The organism is Holdemania sp. Marseille-P2844 (assembly GCF_900120005.1).
Lineage (GTDB): Bacteria > Bacillota_I > Bacilli_A > Erysipelotrichales > Erysipelotrichaceae > Holdemania.
In genome coordinates, this window is sequence record NZ_LT635450.1 from 131,198 (window position 1) to 149,496 (window position 18,299).

At 51.2% G+C, this 18,299-nt stretch carries 14 protein-coding genes and 1 tRNA gene; 2 read left to right on the forward strand and 13 right to left on the reverse strand.

Going from position 1 to position 18,299, the window contains the following annotated elements; translation table 11 throughout:
- Positions 1-13: 13 nt before the first annotated feature.
- The 4 genes from BQ7364_RS05360 to BQ7364_RS05375 all read right to left on the reverse strand — a co-directional run bounded on the left by BQ7364_RS05360 (position 14) and on the right by BQ7364_RS05375 (position 7,354).
- Positions 14-1,633 (reverse strand): nucleoside kinase, encoded by a 1,620-nt coding sequence (locus tag BQ7364_RS05360; protein ID WP_072683764.1) that lies wholly within the window; start codon positions 1,631-1,633, stop codon positions 14-16.
- Between the two features lie 268 nt (positions 1,634-1,901).
- Entirely contained in the window at positions 1,902-3,851 is a 1,950-nt protein-coding gene (locus BQ7364_RS05365; protein WP_072683765.1) for an Ig-like domain-containing protein, read from the reverse strand.
- Between the two features lie 414 nt (positions 3,852-4,265).
- Positions 4,266-7,001 (reverse strand): M56 family metallopeptidase, encoded by a 2,736-nt coding sequence (locus BQ7364_RS05370; protein ID WP_072683766.1) that lies wholly within the window; start codon positions 6,999-7,001, stop codon positions 4,266-4,268.
- Positions 7,001-7,354 (reverse strand): BlaI/MecI/CopY family transcriptional regulator, encoded by a 354-nt coding sequence (locus tag BQ7364_RS05375; protein WP_072683767.1) that lies wholly within the window; start codon positions 7,352-7,354, stop codon positions 7,001-7,003. The genes BQ7364_RS05370 and BQ7364_RS05375 overlap by 1 nt, the downstream gene beginning before the upstream one ends.
- Positions 7,355-7,703: 349 nt before the next feature.
- On the opposite strand from BQ7364_RS05375, the gene BQ7364_RS05380 reads away from it, so the two are divergent.
- Complete coding sequence (locus BQ7364_RS05380; RefSeq protein ID WP_072683768.1) at positions 7,704-9,626, forward strand: HTH domain-containing protein; 1,923 nt, start codon at positions 7,704-7,706, stop codon at positions 9,624-9,626.
- Between the two features lie 176 nt (positions 9,627-9,802).
- On the opposite strand, the gene BQ7364_RS17715 is transcribed toward BQ7364_RS05380, so the two are convergent.
- The 6 genes from BQ7364_RS17715 to BQ7364_RS05405 form a co-directional block, all read right to left on the reverse strand.
- Entirely contained in the window at positions 9,803-10,048 is a 246-nt protein-coding gene (locus BQ7364_RS17715; protein WP_139248569.1) for a hypothetical protein, read from the reverse strand.
- 332 nt (positions 10,049-10,380) lie between these two features.
- A complete protein-coding gene (locus tag BQ7364_RS05385) occupies positions 10,381-12,165 on the reverse strand; it encodes an FAD-dependent oxidoreductase (RefSeq protein ID WP_072683769.1) in 1,785 nt (594 codons plus the stop codon).
- A gap of 220 nt (positions 12,166-12,385) precedes the next feature.
- Positions 12,386-13,108, reverse strand: coding sequence for a hypothetical protein (locus BQ7364_RS05390; RefSeq protein ID WP_072683770.1), 723 nt, complete (start codon positions 13,106-13,108; stop codon positions 12,386-12,388).
- 52 nt (positions 13,109-13,160) lie between these two features.
- Positions 13,161-13,985 carry a class I SAM-dependent methyltransferase gene (locus BQ7364_RS05395; RefSeq protein ID WP_229056740.1) on the reverse strand — a complete coding sequence of 275 codons (825 nt, stop codon included), beginning with the start codon at positions 13,983-13,985 and terminating at the stop codon, positions 13,161-13,163.
- Positions 13,986-14,332: 347 nt separating this feature from the next.
- Positions 14,333-14,833 carry a hypothetical protein gene (locus BQ7364_RS05400; protein WP_139248570.1) on the reverse strand — a complete coding sequence of 167 codons (501 nt, stop codon included), beginning with the start codon at positions 14,831-14,833 and terminating at the stop codon, positions 14,333-14,335.
- A gap of 263 nt (positions 14,834-15,096) precedes the next feature.
- Positions 15,097-15,172, reverse strand: a tRNA-Thr gene (locus BQ7364_RS05405).
- Positions 15,173-15,633: 461 nt separating this feature from the next.
- Between BQ7364_RS05405 and BQ7364_RS05410 the strand changes: the two genes are divergently transcribed.
- Positions 15,634-15,807 (forward strand): hypothetical protein, encoded by a 174-nt coding sequence (locus tag BQ7364_RS05410; RefSeq protein WP_229056741.1) that lies wholly within the window; start codon positions 15,634-15,636, stop codon positions 15,805-15,807.
- A gap of 235 nt (positions 15,808-16,042) precedes the next feature.
- Here BQ7364_RS05410 and BQ7364_RS05415 read toward each other — a convergent pair whose 3' ends face one another.
- Genes BQ7364_RS05415 through dapF form a run of 3 tightly spaced genes read right to left on the reverse strand, consistent with a single transcriptional unit; the run spans position 16,043 to position 18,296 of the window.
- Positions 16,043-16,747 (reverse strand): CBS domain-containing protein, encoded by a 705-nt coding sequence (locus tag BQ7364_RS05415; RefSeq protein WP_072683773.1) that lies wholly within the window; start codon positions 16,745-16,747, stop codon positions 16,043-16,045.
- Positions 16,748-16,791: 44 nt separating this feature from the next.
- Positions 16,792-17,490 carry a 2,3,4,5-tetrahydropyridine-2,6-dicarboxylate N-acetyltransferase gene (dapD, locus tag BQ7364_RS05420; protein WP_072683774.1) on the reverse strand — a complete coding sequence of 233 codons (699 nt, stop codon included), beginning with the start codon at positions 17,488-17,490 and terminating at the stop codon, positions 16,792-16,794.
- Positions 17,487-18,296: a diaminopimelate epimerase gene (gene dapF, locus BQ7364_RS05425; protein WP_072683775.1), complete on the reverse strand. Its 810-nt coding sequence runs from the start codon at positions 18,294-18,296 to the stop codon at positions 17,487-17,489. Before dapF ends, dapD begins: the two co-directional genes overlap by 4 nt.
- Between the last annotated feature and the right edge of the window lie 3 nt (positions 18,297-18,299).

The window sequence follows — 18,299 nt, forward strand, 5'->3', positions numbered from 1 at the left end:
GAAGTTTCCCGAATTATTCCTCAAACACACTGCCGCCGATGAACTCCGCCAAAATGGAATCATGCGGCACAAGTGCCGGATCGCCGCCATCGAAATACGCAAGCAGCCGGCGGATCCGGTTAGCCTCAATATACTCCGGCGCGTCCACAGGCACCTGATCCAATAACGGCGCCAGAATTGTTTTCAAAATCGGCAGCTCATAATCCATCGACGTGTTGAACAAGCACTCTGCCTGTTCCTGATACGGATAAATATACCGATCCTCTCCAGCCTTCACCTGTTCCCAACCGTCCAGCGTACTCTGTACGCTGCGCCCGCGGAACTGATAATCCCGCGTCATCCGTCGGATTAAACGATAATCCGTCGTTGTAATCCGATTATGCCGATCCAGATTCAGATGCGTCAGGGCGTTGATATACACGCGAAACTTCGCGCTTTCCGCAATGTTTTCCGAGCTGCGCGGATTGAGCGCATGCAGCCCCTCCAGAATCAGAATCTGAGCCGGCTTCAGCGTCAGCGGATCACGGACAAACCGTTTCTCGCCCAGCTTGAAATCATACGTCGGCAGCACGACCGGCAAACCGCCAATTAGCGCTTCCATCGACGCGTTAAACAGTTTCAGATCCAGACATTCGATATTCTCATAATCGTGCGTTCCATCCGGCAGCCGCGGACTGTCTTCGCGGTTAAGGAAAAAATCGTCCATCGAGATTGCGATCGGATCCCTTCCGCGCTGACGCAGCGCCAGAGCCAGGCGGCGGGAAAACGTCGTTTTCCCGGCGGAGCTGGGGCCGGCAATCAACACGATTTTCAACTCAGGGCAAGCTGTGATTTGATCCGCCAGACGGTCCAGATCCCGCGCCACCCGGCTTTCATTGTCTGCAATAATCTGCGGCAGACATCCCTCGCGGATTTTTTCATTCAGCTGAGAGATCATCGAAATTCCCGTTTCCCGGCCCCGCTGTTCAAACTGACGGTAAACTTCAAACAACTTCGGCTGATCAACAAATTCTTTTTCCGTGCTCAGCCAGAACCCCTGATGGACCTTCTGCAATGTAAATTGGGTGATCCACGAAGCATCCGGCAGCATCACGCCATAAAAATAATCGTCAACTCCCGCGCAGGTATAAACGCTGCATTTCGCCGCTGTCCGCTGTCTTAACAGACTGGCTTTATCGTGCATCCCAAGCGCTTCAAAGTGCGCCACAGCCTCCGCCTTGGAAACAACACGCCGGTAAATGGGCTCCCGTTTGTCGATCATTTCCTGCATTTTCGTCTTGATCTGTTCCAATTCCTGCGATGTGACCGGTTTTTCCCGAATCAGCGTGCCATATAAGCCGCCCGCCAGTGAATGCTCGATTAAAACATCCGTGCCGTTGAAGCACAGCCGCACCGCCGTGATCAATAAAAAGCTCAGCGTGCGTTCCGTCATCATCTGACCGATCAGACTATCCCGGCGAATCCATTCAAACGCCCCGCTTTTATTCAAACGATAGTTCAAATCATGAACCTTCCCGTTTAAGATTCCGCCTGCCAGCATAAGCGGATCATCCTGCTTCGCTGCCAGCTGGGCGATCGTCAACCCCGGCTGAACCTGAATTTCAGATTGATCCGGTAATCGAAGTGTCAACATCGCACATCCCTCATTTCTTTTCTATCATCATAGCATAATTCCGGCACGATTCGTACAAAGACGCCGGAATTGAACAAACCACTACTCCAGCTTATTCTTGCGGCCGGATAAGTTGCCAACGCAATTCAGTCTGGGATTCAAAGTCTTTCGCCTTATCCCTTCATCCTGTATTTAAAAGCTCTCAGATTCTCTGCCCTGCCCAGAGCTAACCCTCTCTGCGCAAAAAAAGACGCCCCTTCGGGACGCCATTTCTTCAATCTTATTTTGATTATTCGACGGTGATCAGAACGTAGCTTTCCGCTAACAGATCGCTGTCGCTCAGCAGACCGACTAAGACCTTGCCCGCCGCATTCGCAGTGACCTTGCCATTCTCATCAACCGTGGCGATGCTTTCGTCTAACGATACCCAGTTCATGTGGATATCATTGGCGCTCTTCGGCAGAACATCCGCACTCAGAGTTGCGGTTTCGCCGACTTTCAGCGCTGTTTTATCAGCTTGGACATAGACACATTCCGTCGGAACAACTTCCTTGAATGTGACGTTATCCAGCCACAGGCTGCCTTCGCCTTCACCCACGACATGCAGCGCAATCTTCACGCTGGCCGCATTGGCCGCGGTGATGACGTTGTAATCAAATTTCCGGAAATCTGCGCTCATGTTCAGGTTGTCCGTCAGCTTCGCCAGATGTGTGGAAATCGTGTTGCCTTCCGCATCCATCTGGTTGATTTCGTAACAGAAGTTGCCGGAATGCAGCGTATCGGTCTTGTGCATGAAGCTTAACTGGTAACGTTCGTTCGGCTGTACTTCAACAGTCTGTTCGATCGAAGCGTCGCCGGCATCCGCACCGGTCTTCGTGATCTTCGCCGCTTTATTCCCTGCTTCCACTTCTTCGTAAGCCAGCGCGTATTCCGCATTGCCTTCTTCCGTCGCATTGGTTAAGGTCCAGCCTTCTTCGCTTTCCATATCGCCGTTAACCAGCAGACTTGCATCGCTGCCGGCCGTCGGTGTGATCCAGTCGCCATAGAAGCTTAACGTTGCGATCTGGCTTCCGCCTTCAACCGCGTCCAGAACAAGCTTGACATATTTGACTTCGCCGTTCAAAGCGATTTCTGTCGTGTCTTTTGTACCATCGGCAACCGCAATGTAATCCGTGCCGTTGATCGAAGTTTCAACATGGAAGCTTTCCGGTGCTTTTTCGCCCCATTGGACGCCCAGTTTCTTCGCGGTATACGGACGATCCAGCGTCAGGACGACTTCCTGTTCGCCCTCGCCGGACTGCCAGACTGTCTTTTCATCGCAGTCAACCATGTTGTACGGATGGGAATCGTCGGCTGTGCTGGTCGCCGTGACATCCTGCCCCAGCGCGCAGTCATGTTCGATCATCGGCGCCGCTTCGTCCAGCAGCTCGATATCCGCAAACATCAGTTCATGGTCAGCCATATCAGAGTGATAAGTTTCGACGTGCGTAATGTTGATGTTTTTCGTTGTGATGATGTTGTCAACGGTCATGACCTTCATTGAATCGTCAGTGCCGTTGAACGAATCAAACCAGACGCCGTCCTTACCGTTGGAAATATTATAATTGTCTTTGAAGATGTCGTATTCATACAGGCTCTGGTCAGCGTTGAAGTCCGCGACCAGGATCTTGTATGGAATCGGATCCGCAGCCAATCGTTCAATGATTTCCGTAAACTGACGGCGGCGCAGATCGTTGTTTTCCCAGCTGGTGTGCGTGACATAGAACGCAATCTGCTTGCCTTCTTTTTCTACGACGACGCGTTCCAGCGTCTTGGTGGCTTTACTGCCCGTGCTCTCGATTGGAACTGAGCTGATTTCCTGGAATTCTAAAGAAGAAGTCGTACCGACGCCGAAATAGCCGTCAGCGAAGTCACGTCCCTTGGCGAAGTGGACGTAGGGATAATTGTCGTTGACAAAGTCCTGAGCCATGTCGTAGTCGTTGCGGGTGTTCAGGATATCAATTTCCTGGAAACCCATGATTTCAATGCCGCGTTCATGGATGATGTTGGACATTTCCTTGATGTCCGGATGAGCCTTGGAGTCGATGTTCCACGTCGCAACGCGCATTGTTGTGACATCGGAACCTGACGTTGGCGTCGCTTCCTGTTCCGGAGCGGCCGGGGTTTGCGAGCAACCGGTGACTGCCGTCAAACAGAGCAAACCAGCTGCCAGAAGTGCAGAGAGTTTCTTCAGTTTCATTTTTCTTTCTCCTTGTTTTACGCTTGATAGCGCTTCCACATGAAAAATGGTACCGCTGATTTTAAAATTTGTCCAATAATCATTTCTAATCCATAAGCTATAATTCATTATATATAAGCTTTATTTATACTTCCTTGATTTCTTTGGCCGCCGTATTTTTACGCTGAGGTTTGGGCCAGGCTGTAATGAAGGGAATTCCCCGGTAATCGCTCAGATTCACCGGCGTTAATCTGCGCAAAAAAAAGCCGGCCGATCAAAGTATGATTTCACTTTGTGCAGCCAGCTTCTTTAAAGCTCTTATTTTCATGGACAACGAAGTCAGTATTTCTTCCTCTGTCATCAAGCCGGTCTTTTCACAACTCGATGGAAAAGCTGTTTTTTTGCGGGATGTCAGAAACTCGGTTGTGATTAAAGTTATTCAAACAGGGAAGCCATCGGCTCCAGATTATATTCTGCCGGCTGTTCGTCGGTCATCACCTGGATCAGCTGCAAAGCCAGATCCAGCGCCCGCTCATCGGTCCTGAGAATTCTGCCGTTGAGTTCGTCGAACACCGCGTATGTCGCTTCCATCAGCGCTTCGTCTTCCATGTTGAGATCGGTGGCTAAATACTGCCCGGTACTCGGATTATAGGTTGTGTTCAGCCACACTTGAAGTTCTGGAAAATACGCATTGCATTCATACGTCGTATTGTTGCCCATCGTCGGACTGCGGTCCAGATTCACGTTGATCAAAAAGTTTCCATCCGCACCCGGAATCACATTGCGCACTGTTTCATTCAGCCGGTAGCCGCGGTCAATATACAGCTTGTTCGTTCCGACCTCCTGCGAAATATTCAGCGTCGGAAAATCGTTGGCCTGCGCTGTCAGCGAAATCCCTTTCTGTTGAGCATACGTCCGCTCAATGACAGCGCGCCGACCGGCATATTCGGAATAGGCATTCGATTCAGCGACAATCGCATCCATGAGCGCCAGCTTTTCCTCATTGATCTCAAACGTGAGATCCAGAACTTCAAAAACGTTGATCTTCACCGGCGAAGCCATCGCATATTGCAGATAAGGCACCAGATCGCCCAGCGTTTCACCGCCGGACATCACCGCGAAATGCAGCGCCGGCCGCTGATCCTCCGGCAGGTTGTCCGTCGACAGATAGCCTAACAGCTGACCCGGATGATAGATTTCTTCGCCTTCCGTGCGGTATATTCTATCATTCAAACCGCCGTAGAACGCACTGATCCCCAAGCTCGGATGATCGACCACGAGGTAGCGACGGCCCTGTTCATCCTCGCCGATCTCACGGATCGTGCCTTCAGCCATGGCCAGAACCGGAATCCGCGTGCGGTCTTCGGTCTGATCGTCGATCAGATCCCAGCCGATCACGCCGTAATCCTCGCTGAGCTCATGGGTTTCATTCCAGGCCACTAACGGCGCTACCTGCTGCGCACCCAGCGGCAGCACCCCGAAGCTTTCCGGACAGCTGAACCGTCCGTCTTCCAACACCGCACACGTGGAATTCTGGACGATCTCCTGCTGATCATAAAGCAGAATGCGATCGACAAACTCATCCCAGAACGATTCCGGCAATGCCAGCTGTTCCGCCGCGCTGTTAATCAAATACCGGCCCGAGTTCTTATCGTAAACAAGCTGGCCGGAACCCGGCTCGTTCATTTTCGTGAACTGCGCTATCAGCTGATCGGAATTCGATCCATAGCTCAGTGAAATCGGGCCCAACGGCTCGAACACCGTGCAGTAGCTGATGGACGTCAGATGATCGCCCAACGCCAGATTGACATTGTTCAGCGCTTCCGGAATGACAAAATCATCCACATACAAATGATAAAACAGATCGCCTAAGCCCGCGCACTGCTCCGCGCCCCAGACCGAAGTTTTCAGATCGGCGGCTTCAACTTCCCCGGTTTTAAAGTCATAAGCGACCGCCACCTTCCGCTCCAAATTCTGTTCGCCCAGCACGATCACCTGATCCTGATCCATCATCGGAATGATCGACCATTGATACTGGTTATACGGTTCGTTCAGATTGACCGTCATACTCACGCTTTCGATCTGCGCCGCTTCCGCTTCCTTCAGCAGCTCGTTAATCCGGCGCTGATCCTTGCCGAAAGCCGGATTGCTCAATAACGGCACCGCTAAGAGCAGGCACGCCGCGATCCCGGCCGCCAGCACCCAGAACGTTGGTTTCTTATAATTCAGAATATTCTTGATCCTGAGCTTCGTATTGCTTTCGCTGAACGACAGCGCGGTGATCGTCGGCCTGGAGGCAAACTGCAATAACGTCATACCGTAATTCACCCGGCCGCCGCTTCCCAACTGGCCCAATACCGCTTCGTCGCAAGCCATTTCCATATCCTTGCTCATGAGGATGTAAGCATACCACAAAATTGGATTGAACCAGTGGAACATCAGCGCCAGCGACCCGATCATTTTAAACACATAATCATGCCGCCGCAGATGCACACGTTCATGCGTCAGCACATATTTACGCTGGCGGGAATCCAGATCCATCGGCAGATAGATTTTCGGATGGACCAGACCATAGATAAACGGCGAAGTGATCGCTTCACATTCATAAATGTTCTGCCGGCTGCGCATCGCAAAGCGCAGCCGATGACGCAGCGCCAGACTGTTGGCGATCAGCAAACCGGCATAGCCGATCATCCCGATCACCCAGATCACGCTGGCCGCCTGCAAAAGCGGCGAAATCGTCGCTGTCGAAGAAGGTGCTGAAGCTTCGGCGCCGGACTGCGGCAAAGTTGGTTGGGACAGTGTCGGCTTGTGACTGTCGGAAATACCGGCGTCAGCATTAAGCTCTGTTTGAGGCAGATTGACCGCCGGATCGCCGGTTTTGATCACCGGCCGCGGCACGGCCGATACCGGTTGACTGGCGGAAGGCACGACAAACAGCACTCCGCCCCGCTCGGAAACGGCCGGATTCGCCACGCTCAGCACGCTGAGTTGGCTGGTAAACGAAAACGGCAGCACCAATCGGATGAAAACGAACGCCCACAGGGCGTAGGAGAAAATTTTCGGCGCTTTCTTTAACGGCAGCCGCACAACCATGACCGCGGCAGCGACGATACTGGCGGCCAGGCTCATGTTTAAGATCGTCTGAAAAAGAGTCGTCAGCGTATTCATTATTTCTTCTTCTGACGGTCCAGCAAATCTTTCAATTCGTCGATTTCTTTTTCAGACAGCTTCCGGTCCTGCAGAAAAGCGGTGACAAACTGCGGCAGCGAGCCTTTGAAAACCTGATCGACGACTTCGCCGCTTTCCTCACGTTCACATTCGTCACGTTTGTAAAGTGCTCGGACAATCGACTTTTCATTGGCGATTACGCCTTTTTCCTGCAGCCGTTTGATGAAGGTGTAGGTCGTCGATTTCTTCCAGCCGAATTTCTGATCGCACACCGCGACCAGCTCTCCCGATGAAACCGGCTCCCTTTCCCACAACAGATCCATAAAGCGAAATTCAGCGGATGTCAATCGCATATCCAAATCCTCCTTTTCTCTCTGTTTCTACCCAAAGTCTACAGTTGTAGGCTCGGGTTGTCAAGTCTTCTTTTCTACTTATTTTCACCTCCCTGCAGAAAGCCGGCAAAAACGGTAACATAAAGCGATTTCCCATGCGAATCGCAATGAAGCTGAAATCACTTTTCATCACACTCGCTTGAAATTGGAAAATCCACGATCAGAGAAATTGCTGAAAAAGCCGCTGTCCGCCCTATCCCTGTATTTGCTTCAAGGTTTGACGGGTTGTGCTTCTTCGTTTCTTTTTGGCAGGTTGCCCTTCTTTCGTTTCTTTTTTATAATAAAGAATAAAGGACAAAGATGAAAGAGTATGGAAATCACAGAACGCGAAGCAAAACTTCTTCGTTATTTAAAAACACATAAAAAACCGATCAGCTGCGAGAAACTGGCTGATCTTTGCGGTTTGTCTGCCGACACTGCCCGGCGTGAACTGGGCCGCTTAAGCGTTTGTCTGAATGCTCAGACGGGGTGTCAGATTGCGGGCCGGCGGGGACAGGGTTACCGGCTGATCGTTACCCAACCGCAGCAGGTGGAAGCTTTTTTCAATGAGCTGGCGAAACAATATCATTGGGATGAACGCAACGACTTCCGGATTTTGGCTGCGATCCTGTTATGCCGAATTCTGGCCTCTGCCCAACCGTTATCCTGGTCCGAGCTCTGTCAGGAATTTGCGATCCCTGAAAATCAGCTGCCCGCGATTGCGGCGGTGGCTCAGGAGCAGCTGGCCACCTTTGAACTGACGCTGCATCCGGAAGCCGTGGGCTTTGTCGTGGAGGGGAATGAACTGAAAAAGCGGTACTGTCTGATCTGGCAGTCGTTATTGCTGGCAAGCCAGCCGGAAGCGGGATTGGATCGCTTCCATCCGCTGCCCGATGATTTCCGGCAGGAGCGGAAGACTGTTCTGACCTTGTGGCCCATCATTCAGGAATGTCTGAAGTCCGTTCCGCAGCTGACATTATCCTATTCGGATTGTCAGGCTTTGATCGCAGGTCTGGTTCTCTGCCGCTGCCGGCGTGATCCGAAGCTGCGGCTGACCTTGACTGACGAACAATGGCAGACGCCTCGCGATAAGCAGTCGGCATTGTTTGTTGAGGTCTTATTTCAGCATCTGGATGGGAACGAATTCCTGGATTCCAGAGAAAACCGGCGTTTTTTGGAAGTGCTGACTTCCGCACTGCGGGGATTGAATATTTCCATTCCGGAAGCGGCGGCAGTTTCCACTTCGATCGCCTCGCCGGTTCTGGATCGGTTCGCACGGCGTTATCCATTTGATTTTACAGCGGATCCAGACTTCCGTCAGCGTGTATCCAGCTGGTTGACGCAGTTGGATATCCGCCGGGCGTTCGCCATGCCGCCTTTTCCGTTAACGAGCGATGATCTGCTCAGCGATCCCCTCAGTGAGAATCTGGCGCTGGAGCTGACCCGCTGTGTTGAGGATTGCATGCGCGTCCCCCTGTCTCATGATTTTAAGCAGCAGGCGGCGAAATGTTTGTTTCCTTATTTAAAGCCTTTAAGTACGGAATCCGTGTTCACCGTCTGGATCATTTCCCGGCAGGGAATTGGCGCGGCTGGGAAATGGTTGGAAACGATCCAACAGCTTTTCCCGATTTTAACCGGGACTTCCGCGCTGTTTACGTTCAAGCCGGTTGAATTTACCGCGCTGTTTCAGCTCCGGCGCGAGGCTTCTGATTTGATCTGGACGGATATTCCCGATCTGCCGGGAATTCCGCCGGAAAATGTATTTTACTTCAAACCGCCGCGTTCGCGCAAGAAGATCATCGACAGCGGCTTTGATCCGTATACGCCGCTGCGGGACTGGCTGGGCCGCAAATTTACCATCGTTTCCAATTCGATCCGCTTGCGGCAGAAAAAAGACCTGCCCCGGTTGTTCGATGCGATTCCCGTGATTTCAGCACGGCGGTCTCTTTCCGCTTCTGCGATCACCTGTGTTCCCATCGTCAATCAGATCATGTTCCTCGGCGGCGAAACGGCGCACCTGGAAAAGAGCGAGCTTTATTTCTGGGTCAATGACCGGCCGTTAGTCTGGGATGGACAGGAAGTCCGGTTTTTCCTCTATTACCGATGTGCCGCGCCCTTGTCAAAAAGCTGGCGGCCGCTGCAATGGGTTTGTGAGCGTTGGCTGAAATTGTCTCCATCGCGGATGATCAAGGTGCCGGCGATGGCGCCGGCAGCGTTGTATGACCTGTTGATCGACACTTGCCGGAAACGTTAAAAATAAAAGACTGGTTTCCCTTATATGGAGTTGCTTTGACTGGAAATAAGCTTCTCTGGGAATACAGTCTTTTATTATATCAATGGAATAAAAGCCAAAATTACGATTCTCAATGTGTTCAGTCTTCCTTCACTTTCTGTCAAATACAGACTGCTTTTGCACAAGGCGAAACAAAATTATTCGTAAACGAGGAGCCAGTTGGGAAAATAAGAATGCAGCATTTCGATTACAGATTCCCTGTCGTTTGCGTTATCAAGGCAGAGAACAATCCGTGGAAATTGAGGCCTGCCCGATGATTGTTCAGTTGAATCGGGCTGCCGGATCTTGATGAAAAATGAAATTTCGCCTAATTCTTCAATCGTGGGATCTCGATCTAACGCATCCAGCAACTCTAACAGCGAAGTGTCTCCTTGTAAATTCACATTCACAGAGGAAATGGCGGTTTCGATTTACTCATTATACTTATATTTTATTAATTTTCAGTATTGTACCTTCTATTTTACTCTCCTTCAATTTCTCTTGTTTCCAACCTTAATTATTCAAGGAAGTCTCCCTCACTTTGCGATCGTTTCATTATAGAGTATTCACATTGATCTCTTTCGATCGACCTCGGAACATTTTGATCTATTTCAAATCCTGCTTCCACGGATTCTCTTTAGGCTGCAAGAAGAATAAAAAAAGCCGCAACCAGGCTGCTGACTTGTATCAGAAACCTTGGTTATGGCTTTTTTATTAAATCTATGAAGTCTGTAACTTATTTCGCAATCGCTGCGGAAGCGGCGTTGCCTGCGTTATATCCGCTGGTTACTGCCCAGCCGAACAGCGTAGCGCCCATGTAGACGTCGCCTTCCAGTCCGCCGACAACTTCACCAGCTGCGTATAAGCCTTCAACCGGCTGTTTTTCCGTGTTCAGTACCTGCATCCCGTCGTTGATACGCAGTCCGCCCAATGTCGCATAGTAACGGATATACTGCTGCAATGCGTAATATGGACCTTCTTCGCTTAACGGCGCGGTCAGTTCGCGGCCGAATTCATCTTTTTCACCCTTGGCTGCCGTTTCGTTGAACTTCGTCGCCGCTTCGGTTAACGCGCCTTCCGGCAGGTTCATCTTCTTTGCCAGATCTTCTAACGAATCCGCTTTGACCATAAACGGATTGCCTTCACCGTCGTTGGCCAGCCACTTCTCAACATCTTCATCCGAATAGATCTTCGATCCCGTCATGCCCTTATTGAAAGCGTCAAAGGATGTCTGATCCATGATCAGATACTGGGCCGAGTTCTTCTTCATTTCCTGCATCAGATCCCAGGCGTTGCCCTTTTCGTTTGCGAAACGCACGCCATCCTGATTGACCAGGAACGCCCCGGAAGCAGAATAAGCCGCGCCGACACCCGGGTTGCAATACTGGCCTAAGCCGCTTGGCAGAATCATCGAGTTTGGCTGCGTATTGACGAATTCCATATTGAAGGTATCCGCGTTCACTGCTTCCGCCATCTTCAGGCCATCGCCCGTTGCACCCGCATGACCGGCGTAAACAAACTGCTTATATTCCTCCGGAACCATGGCGTCGTTAGCGCCGAAGCCGCCGGTTGCCAGAATCACCGCTTTGGCGTTGATCGTGTAGTTCTTCGCATCGTCGCTGGCTTTTACCCCTTTGACTACGCCGTTGTCTACGATCAGCTCGACAGCCGGCGTATTCGTCATCACCGTGCCGCCCGCTGTTTTAAAAGTATCCGCCAAACTGGAAACCACCCCAGCGCCGCGGCCGGTGCCGGAATAACTGCGGGTTGGCTTGCCGTCTCGCTCATACGGAACATTCGCACCGTCTTCGGAAACCAGCCAGTCGAACGCCGCGCCGGTCGTATTGACATAAATATCCAGCGTCGCTTCGTCATTGTTATTATGACCGTTTTTCAACATATCCGCTTTCAGCTGTTCCGGTGAATCTTCAAAACCATCTTCCTTCTGCCACTGGCTGCCGGTCGCCATGGTGCCGGCGCCTGCCATGGCGCTCGCGCCGCCGACAACGCCCGTCTTTTCCAACAGGATAACGTTGTTGCCGTTCTGCTGCGAAGACAAAGCCGCGGTCAGACCTGCTGCCCCGCCGCCCACGACGACGATATCCGCGTCCAACGTCACTTCTTCTTTTGTCGTCGAAGAAGATTCCGCGGATTTTGTCATTTTATCCATATCCGCGCCTGCCTGAGTTAACGCGTCTTCCATCGCCGCTTTAAAACCATTCGACGTGACCGTCGCGCCGGATACGCCGTCAATGCCGATGGACTGGCTGTCCAGAACCTTCGTGACTAACTCCGGTAACGCTGCCGCGCCGATTCCTTCTGTTTCTGAATGCTCGATCACCTGGATATCCGTGATCTTTTCCGCATCTACCGTGACTTCCAGCGTAATATCGCCATGGAAGCCGGCTGCCGAGGCTTTATAGGTTCCCGCTTTCATGCCGCCGGTGGCTTCCGGCGCTTTGGTTGAGCACCCCGTTGTCAGCAGCATCGCCGCCAGAACGAGGGCAACTAATTTCTTCATTTCTTCTTTCCTCCTTTTATAGACGATCGTCTACCTTTATCTATTTTATCGATTCCCACGTTGTTGTCAATCCTTTTTGTGAAAGTTTTATGATTTTCAGGGACACTCTGAAAGAAAAAAAGCATTGGAATTCAGCGCACTCCAATGCTTACCTGCCATTTCTAATCGCTCTTCTGATCTCGAAATAAACGTCGATCAACGGTAATCTTCACCCGGATTTTCAGGTTTCAAGCAGAGCTTCCAGAAACCGCGGCAGGAAGCTTTCTAAGGCATTGCGGATCCGACTCGCCGTTTCCATTTCCGAGCGGGCCCGGGCGTGAAAGCGGGCGGCGTTTAACTGGATATCCTTGAAGCCTTCGACTTCTTCCTTTAAGAGAAGCTGAACGTCCCATTCCCGGCTCCAGGCGAATTGATGCCCAAAGCGCTGCGTTTCTTTCAAGCTGCTTTTCAGCGCTTCTCCCAGCTCGCGCATTCTTGGCAGATCGTAGGGAATCTGAACGTTGGGGGCATACCCGACATAGCCGGTAAACGGAACTCGTTGCCCTTCCGCCTCGCGCGTATCATAGCTTTGTGAGATCACGGCGTCGTATTCCTTTGCCAGTGCTTCCAGCTTCAGCGCCTGAACAAGCAACTCCGCACCGTCCTGGGCCGTTCGATCTCCCAACTGTTTTGCATCCTGCAAAAGCTGCGCTGCAATCTTTAGACATTCCTGTGATGACAGGGAAAGCGGATGCCTTTCAATTTCACTTAATTCCCGACGCACAGCCTGCGCGTCGACTTTCAGTTTCTTCTTCCAGGAAAAAATATGCTGCCGCGGCAAAATCACCAGCGGACTGCCCTGCGCTTCCGCCAAAACCAACGTTTGTTCCAGCTCCGCTTTCCGCTGCCGCTGCTGCAGAAAGCGAAGCAGAAGCAGAGCTTGTTCATGATGTGTCAGTATCATCGCACTCTCCTTTTTACCTTATTGCACTCCAGTTGAAACCTTCCTCACTGACTCACGGCTTTCGGGCTAATTCCAAATCAATCGTATCGACCAGCTCAATTCTGCCTCCATAACGATCAATCTTATTTTGAATTGCAGCGTAGAAATCCGCTCTCACCGCTTTGTCTAAAATGATATGATCCGACTGCGTGGCGATCAGCGAAACATAATCCTGCGCCGAATAGGATCGCTTCCTGGTATACATTCTGATTTTCTGATCCACAAAGCCATACCGCAGACTGATCTCGGATCTTCTTTTCGCATCCGCTTCGGTAAACGGCGGCGTTGGCGCGGAATAGGCCATATATTGGGCGTAAACCTGTTGAATTTCTTCATACAACGCTGCATTGCTTTGTCGATAGTTTCCATGCTTGGCAAACCGTGCGAACACACCGCCCGGTTTTAACAGGGCATACACCTTCGAATAACCGATTTCTTCCGGGATCCAATGGAAAGCCGCCGCGGAGTATATCAGATCGAAGCGGTTCTCCGGACTTTCATAATCCTGAAAAGCGCTGGTTACAACGGTAAAATCGGGATAATCACTGAATTTCTTCCGCGTCAGCGCTGCCAGCTGATCACCCAGCTCGACTGCGGTCAGGCGACAGCCGGTCTTTAATATCGGCGTTGTGGCCTGGCCGGTTCCAATCCCGATTTCCAGCACTTCGCTGTTTGAAGTCAGCGGCTGATAAGCAAACAAATCCTCGTATAATTCCGAGACATATTCGGGACTCCATTTGTCATATTCCTCCGCAACGGTGTTGAAGGTCCATTCCAAGCCTTGAATGATCGCCATGCTTTCCTCCTTCGCCGGTACCCGGCCCTTCCATAAACTCATGTCCGATGATCCGCCGCCGTGAACGCTTGATCAGACAACAGAAAAACGCACTGTTTCCAGGCTTATTTCACGTTATTCGAAAATGATTTTCTTTATGGCATTTTTAAACTCCTTACCGGTTTTTCTGATCACAGTCATTCCGTCGTCGGTTCAAAAGTGCTGAGTTATGGATTACTTTTATTATACACGGTTTACTCTTCTCTGTCCTTCATTTTTTATAATCGGTCTTTCGCTTGCCTCATTTTCATCATCCAATGAAGCTGACAGTCAGCCAGACACAGGACTTGAACCCGGGACCGACGAATTGCGCATGCAAACATTTCATTGCAAAGGGGATCCGAGCTTCTTCAGTGATCAAATAAGTTCCGCTCTGCAAACATCGCGGTGATAACCCTGCGCTTCGCTTCCGTAAACGCAATCGGCTGATCATAGCTGAACGAGATCATCCTGTTGGATTTCAGAAGATAGATCGTATTTCTGTAATCTGTCTGGAGCGGGGGATCCGTGTCGGGATTGAGCTTGGCAGCCGCAAAGTCCGCGTTCCAGACGTCCGCATCCAGTATAACCAGACCTTCCAGCGCTGCCAATGAACAGGATTTCGCTGAACAAGGAAGACCGCTTTCCCGGGCAAAGCCTGCGATCGGATCGTTTTCTTCTGCGAAATCAATAATTTCCAAATTTATATGGATTCGTATTTTTGCCCCATCATCCCAACCGTTAAGGCTCAGCCGATACCGCTGATCATTGCGGCCATCCGTGTTCACCTGTTTACTTTCCACAACTTCCTCAGTATAGCCAAGATCCGCCATCGACAACACCTGCGGCGCTTTCTGCCCAACAACATTCATATAGAAAAGAACTCCGGCCATGAAGAGCATAAAAATTAAAAATCTGAAATCCCGTCTGAACTCATTATTTAACATTTCTATCTGTGGATATTTCATTCCCAGCCGATCACCGATTTCTAACAGTTTCTTATTGACCATTTTTCTTCCCCTGCCGCTTCTTCTATCTGCTTCTTCATTAATTCTATTGTATCAAAGTTCCGTTGTTTTGAATGAAAAGCATAAAAAAATCCCGCTGAATTTCTCAACGGGATATCCTTTTCTCATGGTGCCGACTATAGGACTTGAACCTACCACCTACGCGTTACGAGTGCGTTGCTCTACCGGATGAGCTAAGTCGGCGTAAATATAGTTTATAAAAACTGTGTCCTTCTGTCAAGTTTTTTTAGCATTTTATTCGCAACTTTTGTTACTCCTCACTGGAAAAACTGCGAGAAAATTTGTTCGCTGAGATCCTCGGATTAAGAAAACTTGTTGTGAGCTTGGATTCTACACTGAATCGCGGTCAGAAACAACAAACTTCTGATCCTTCTCTCCTTCAAGCAACAATTTTCGACTTCATTTAAGGATTAAAAAGAACACAGTGAAAATGAAAACTGGACCCGAAAAGGAAACTTTAATTGCTTTGTGAAAAACAATTTCATCATTTTCTTAGAGAGGAATTTTAACTTTTCCGCAATCTTATTAGGGCAGGGTTTTGTTGAACCGCGGATGCCCGTCCGAATAGAGTCGACTTTTGGTCTTTTCCAATTCAATTCAAACCGACAGATTTTTGTCATCTGTCGTCAAAGGAGGGCAATTCTATGGAACATTTCCTGGAACTTTTCGATGCTGTAATTTTGAAAGTTGTATTGCCCTTGATCGAATGCACGATCAAAGTGATTGAATGCCGCTTAAAAATTATAGGGGCAAAAAAAAAGCGCTGCAACTACTCCCCAAGTGATTCAGCGCTCATCTGTCTGCCGCCATGCTCGTAAGAGATAGCGGTTGACGGGTGCCGCCTTTCAGCAATACCTTACACCTTGAGTATAGGCATTCCGGATGGAATTTCAACCTTTTCCTTCTCTTCTTGAGTACATTTATTCAATTCAGCGATGAGATTGGCCTACTCGCTATTATTCTGTTAAGCCTGTCTATTCTTGCCGGCTGAAACAAGGAAATCATGATGCTGGCTAAACTAAAAGGGGAGTTCATCGTTCCCCTTCCGTTCCCCTATTTATCCAGCTCATACAACAGCGGCAGATCGGCGACCGTGATGATCCCGATCGGCTTCTGATGAGCACTTCCGGACTCTGTGATCAGGATTGCCGAAATGCTGACGCCGCGGTGCAGGCTTGCCTCAAACAAATCCTGTGCTTCGGTGACATCCGCCGTGCGGGGCAGAAACAGAACCCGCTCTTTTTTATCCTTAAAATACAGACAATCGCTGACCACACCGGAAAGCGGTTTGTTCGTACGGCTCTGGTGCAGCGTCCAGCGGGCGATCATCTCCATCGTTAACAGCGCGTGAAATCCGCCCTGGGCATAGACCGGCAGCTTGGAGGAGCCCATCGTTTCCATGATATCTACCGCTTCCCGGATTTCCGTCTGGGGATCGCAGATTTTCACCGGCTTGAGAAAATGTGCGCTGACTCGCGGCGGTTCGCAGATTTTCCGCGCCAGCTCCTCAATTTCCGTAACGACCTCGTCGATGGGAATCGCGATGATATGTCCCTCGTCGGAGCGCTGGTGCACGATCGCATTGCGCAGATCGGCATATTCCTGCAGCTCCATTTCATACTTGCGGACTAACCCGCTGCTGCGGGACGCCTGGTTCAACAACTGATAAAAACGCGAATACCGTGTGACGCCGGTGATCTGCTTCAACTGCTTTTCGATCATCGCGAACGCGTTCAGAAACCGCTGTGCATTATCCATGGAAAACCCTCCTGATGAACTCTATTATATCAGGTTTTCCGTTTTCACCGCGAACTATCCCTCAGCTTTTCCACAATTTCAGTTTTTTTCCGGGTTTGTTCGTCTTTTCGCTTGATCAGACGGGCCGGAACGCCAGCCGCCAGCCATCCCGGCGGCACATCTTCCGTAACGACCGCCCCGGCGGCGATCACCGCGGACTGACCGATCCGCACCCCTTCCAGAATCACGGCGTTAGCGCCGATCAAAACGTCGTCCTCAATCACCACCGGTTCCGCGCTAGCCGGCTCCAGCACCCCCGCTACAACAGCCCCGGCGCCGATGTGGCAGCGCCGGCCGATTTCTGCCCGCGCACCGACAACCGCATTCATGTCGACCATCGTTTCCGCACCGATCTGCGCGCCAACATTGATCACCGCGCCCGTCAGAATGACCGCATTCTCCCCGATCTCCGCCGCATCCCGAATCCAGGCTCCCGGTTCAATCCGGCAAGGCAGATCCTGAATCGCAAGCAACGGCCAGGCGCTCTGGCGCTGCGGACAGACTAACCGCAGATCGCGCAGCCGGTCTTTCTGGGCCTGCAGCTGAGGGCGCAGGCTGTCCCATTCGCCGATTACCAGCTTGAACGATTCGCCATAGACCGCGGCGTCTGTCCAGTGCGTCGGGGAGTCTTCGTTAAACAGCAAAAGCACCTCTGTGCTGCGTGGGTGATCATGCAGCTTCTGAATCAGTTCTTCGGTTTTCATTCGCACGCTTTGACCTCCACCTTTCCGATATACACCGACGGGCCGGTTAATAAGCATTGTTTGTCCGGCGCTTGTTCCACTTGAAGCAGACCGCCAGGACAGCGAACCTTACAAGGCAGCGGACAGAGGCCGAAGATCGCCGCCGCGACGGCGCTGGCGCATGCGCCGGTTCCGCAGGCCAAGGTCCAGCCGACACCCCGCTCCCATGTCCTGACCTGCAGCTCGCCGTTTTCCTTCAAACGCACGAAATCCACATTCGTGCCTTCCTTAAAGAATGGATGTCTGCCGAGGGTACAGGCCTGTTCCTCGCTGACGGCTTCCGGATCCGGCGTAAAGAGCACGGTATGGGGAACGCCCAGCCAGAAGCTGCAGGACTGCTGCTGAGAAAGAAAAGGGGCGTGAAGCAACCCTGGAAGCAGCGGTTGATTCGTCATCCGCTTCGCGTCAAAATCCGGAATGCCCGCTTCCACCCGACAGATAAACGGCTCGGTTGAACAAATCCACACGCTCCGCAATCCGTCGCCAGTTCCGATTCGATAAGGACGATCCGCCCTGATCCAGCCCTTGCGGTACGCATGATGCACAAAGCAGCGCAGACCATTGCCGCACATTCCGGCCCGGGTTCCGTCCTGATTCCACAATTCCATGCTTAACGGATCCCGCCGGGCGATGATCAGACCATCCGCTCCGAAACCACGGTGCCGGTCGCACAGCGCAGCGACCTGTTGGGGATCGATCACCGGCGTCCGGCTGCCGTCAACAATCAGAAAATCATTGCCGCAGCCCTGATATTTTTCCAGAATCAAACG

Excerpts from the sequence above, each read along its gene's own strand:
- BQ7364_RS05380 (WP_072683768.1), top strand. The coding sequence starts at position 7,704 with ATGGAAATCACAGAACGCGAAGCAAAACTTCTTCGTTATTTAAAAACA.
- BQ7364_RS05410 (WP_229056741.1), top strand. The coding sequence starts at position 15,634 with ATGGAACATTTCCTGGAACTTTTCGATGCTGTAATTTTGAAAGTTGTA.
- BQ7364_RS05375 (WP_072683767.1), bottom strand. The coding sequence starts at position 7,354 with ATGCGATTGACATCCGCTGAATTTCGCTTTATGGATCTGTTGTGGGAA.
- BQ7364_RS05400 (WP_139248570.1), bottom strand. The coding sequence starts at position 14,833 with ATGAATGTTGTTGGGCAGAAAGCGCCGCAGGTGTTGTCGATGGCGGAT.
- BQ7364_RS05390 (WP_072683770.1), bottom strand. The coding sequence starts at position 13,108 with ATGATACTGACACATCATGAACAAGCTCTGCTTCTGCTTCGCTTTCTG.
- BQ7364_RS05395 (WP_229056740.1), bottom strand. The coding sequence starts at position 13,985 with ATGAGTTTATGGAAGGGCCGGGTACCGGCGAAGGAGGAAAGCATGGCG.
- BQ7364_RS05360 (WP_072683764.1), bottom strand. The coding sequence starts at position 1,633 with ATGTTGACACTTCGATTACCGGATCAATCTGAAATTCAGGTTCAGCCG.
- dapD (WP_072683774.1), bottom strand. The coding sequence starts at position 17,490 with ATGAAAACCGAAGAACTGATTCAGAAGCTGCATGATCACCCACGCAGC.
- BQ7364_RS05415 (WP_072683773.1), bottom strand. The coding sequence starts at position 16,747 with ATGGATAATGCACAGCGGTTTCTGAACGCGTTCGCGATGATCGAAAAG.
- BQ7364_RS05385 (WP_072683769.1), bottom strand. The coding sequence starts at position 12,165 with ATGAAGAAATTAGTTGCCCTCGTTCTGGCGGCGATGCTGCTGACAACG.
- BQ7364_RS05365 (WP_072683765.1), bottom strand. The coding sequence starts at position 3,851 with ATGAAACTGAAGAAACTCTCTGCACTTCTGGCAGCTGGTTTGCTCTGT.
- BQ7364_RS05370 (WP_072683766.1), bottom strand. The coding sequence starts at position 7,001 with ATGAATACGCTGACGACTCTTTTTCAGACGATCTTAAACATGAGCCTG.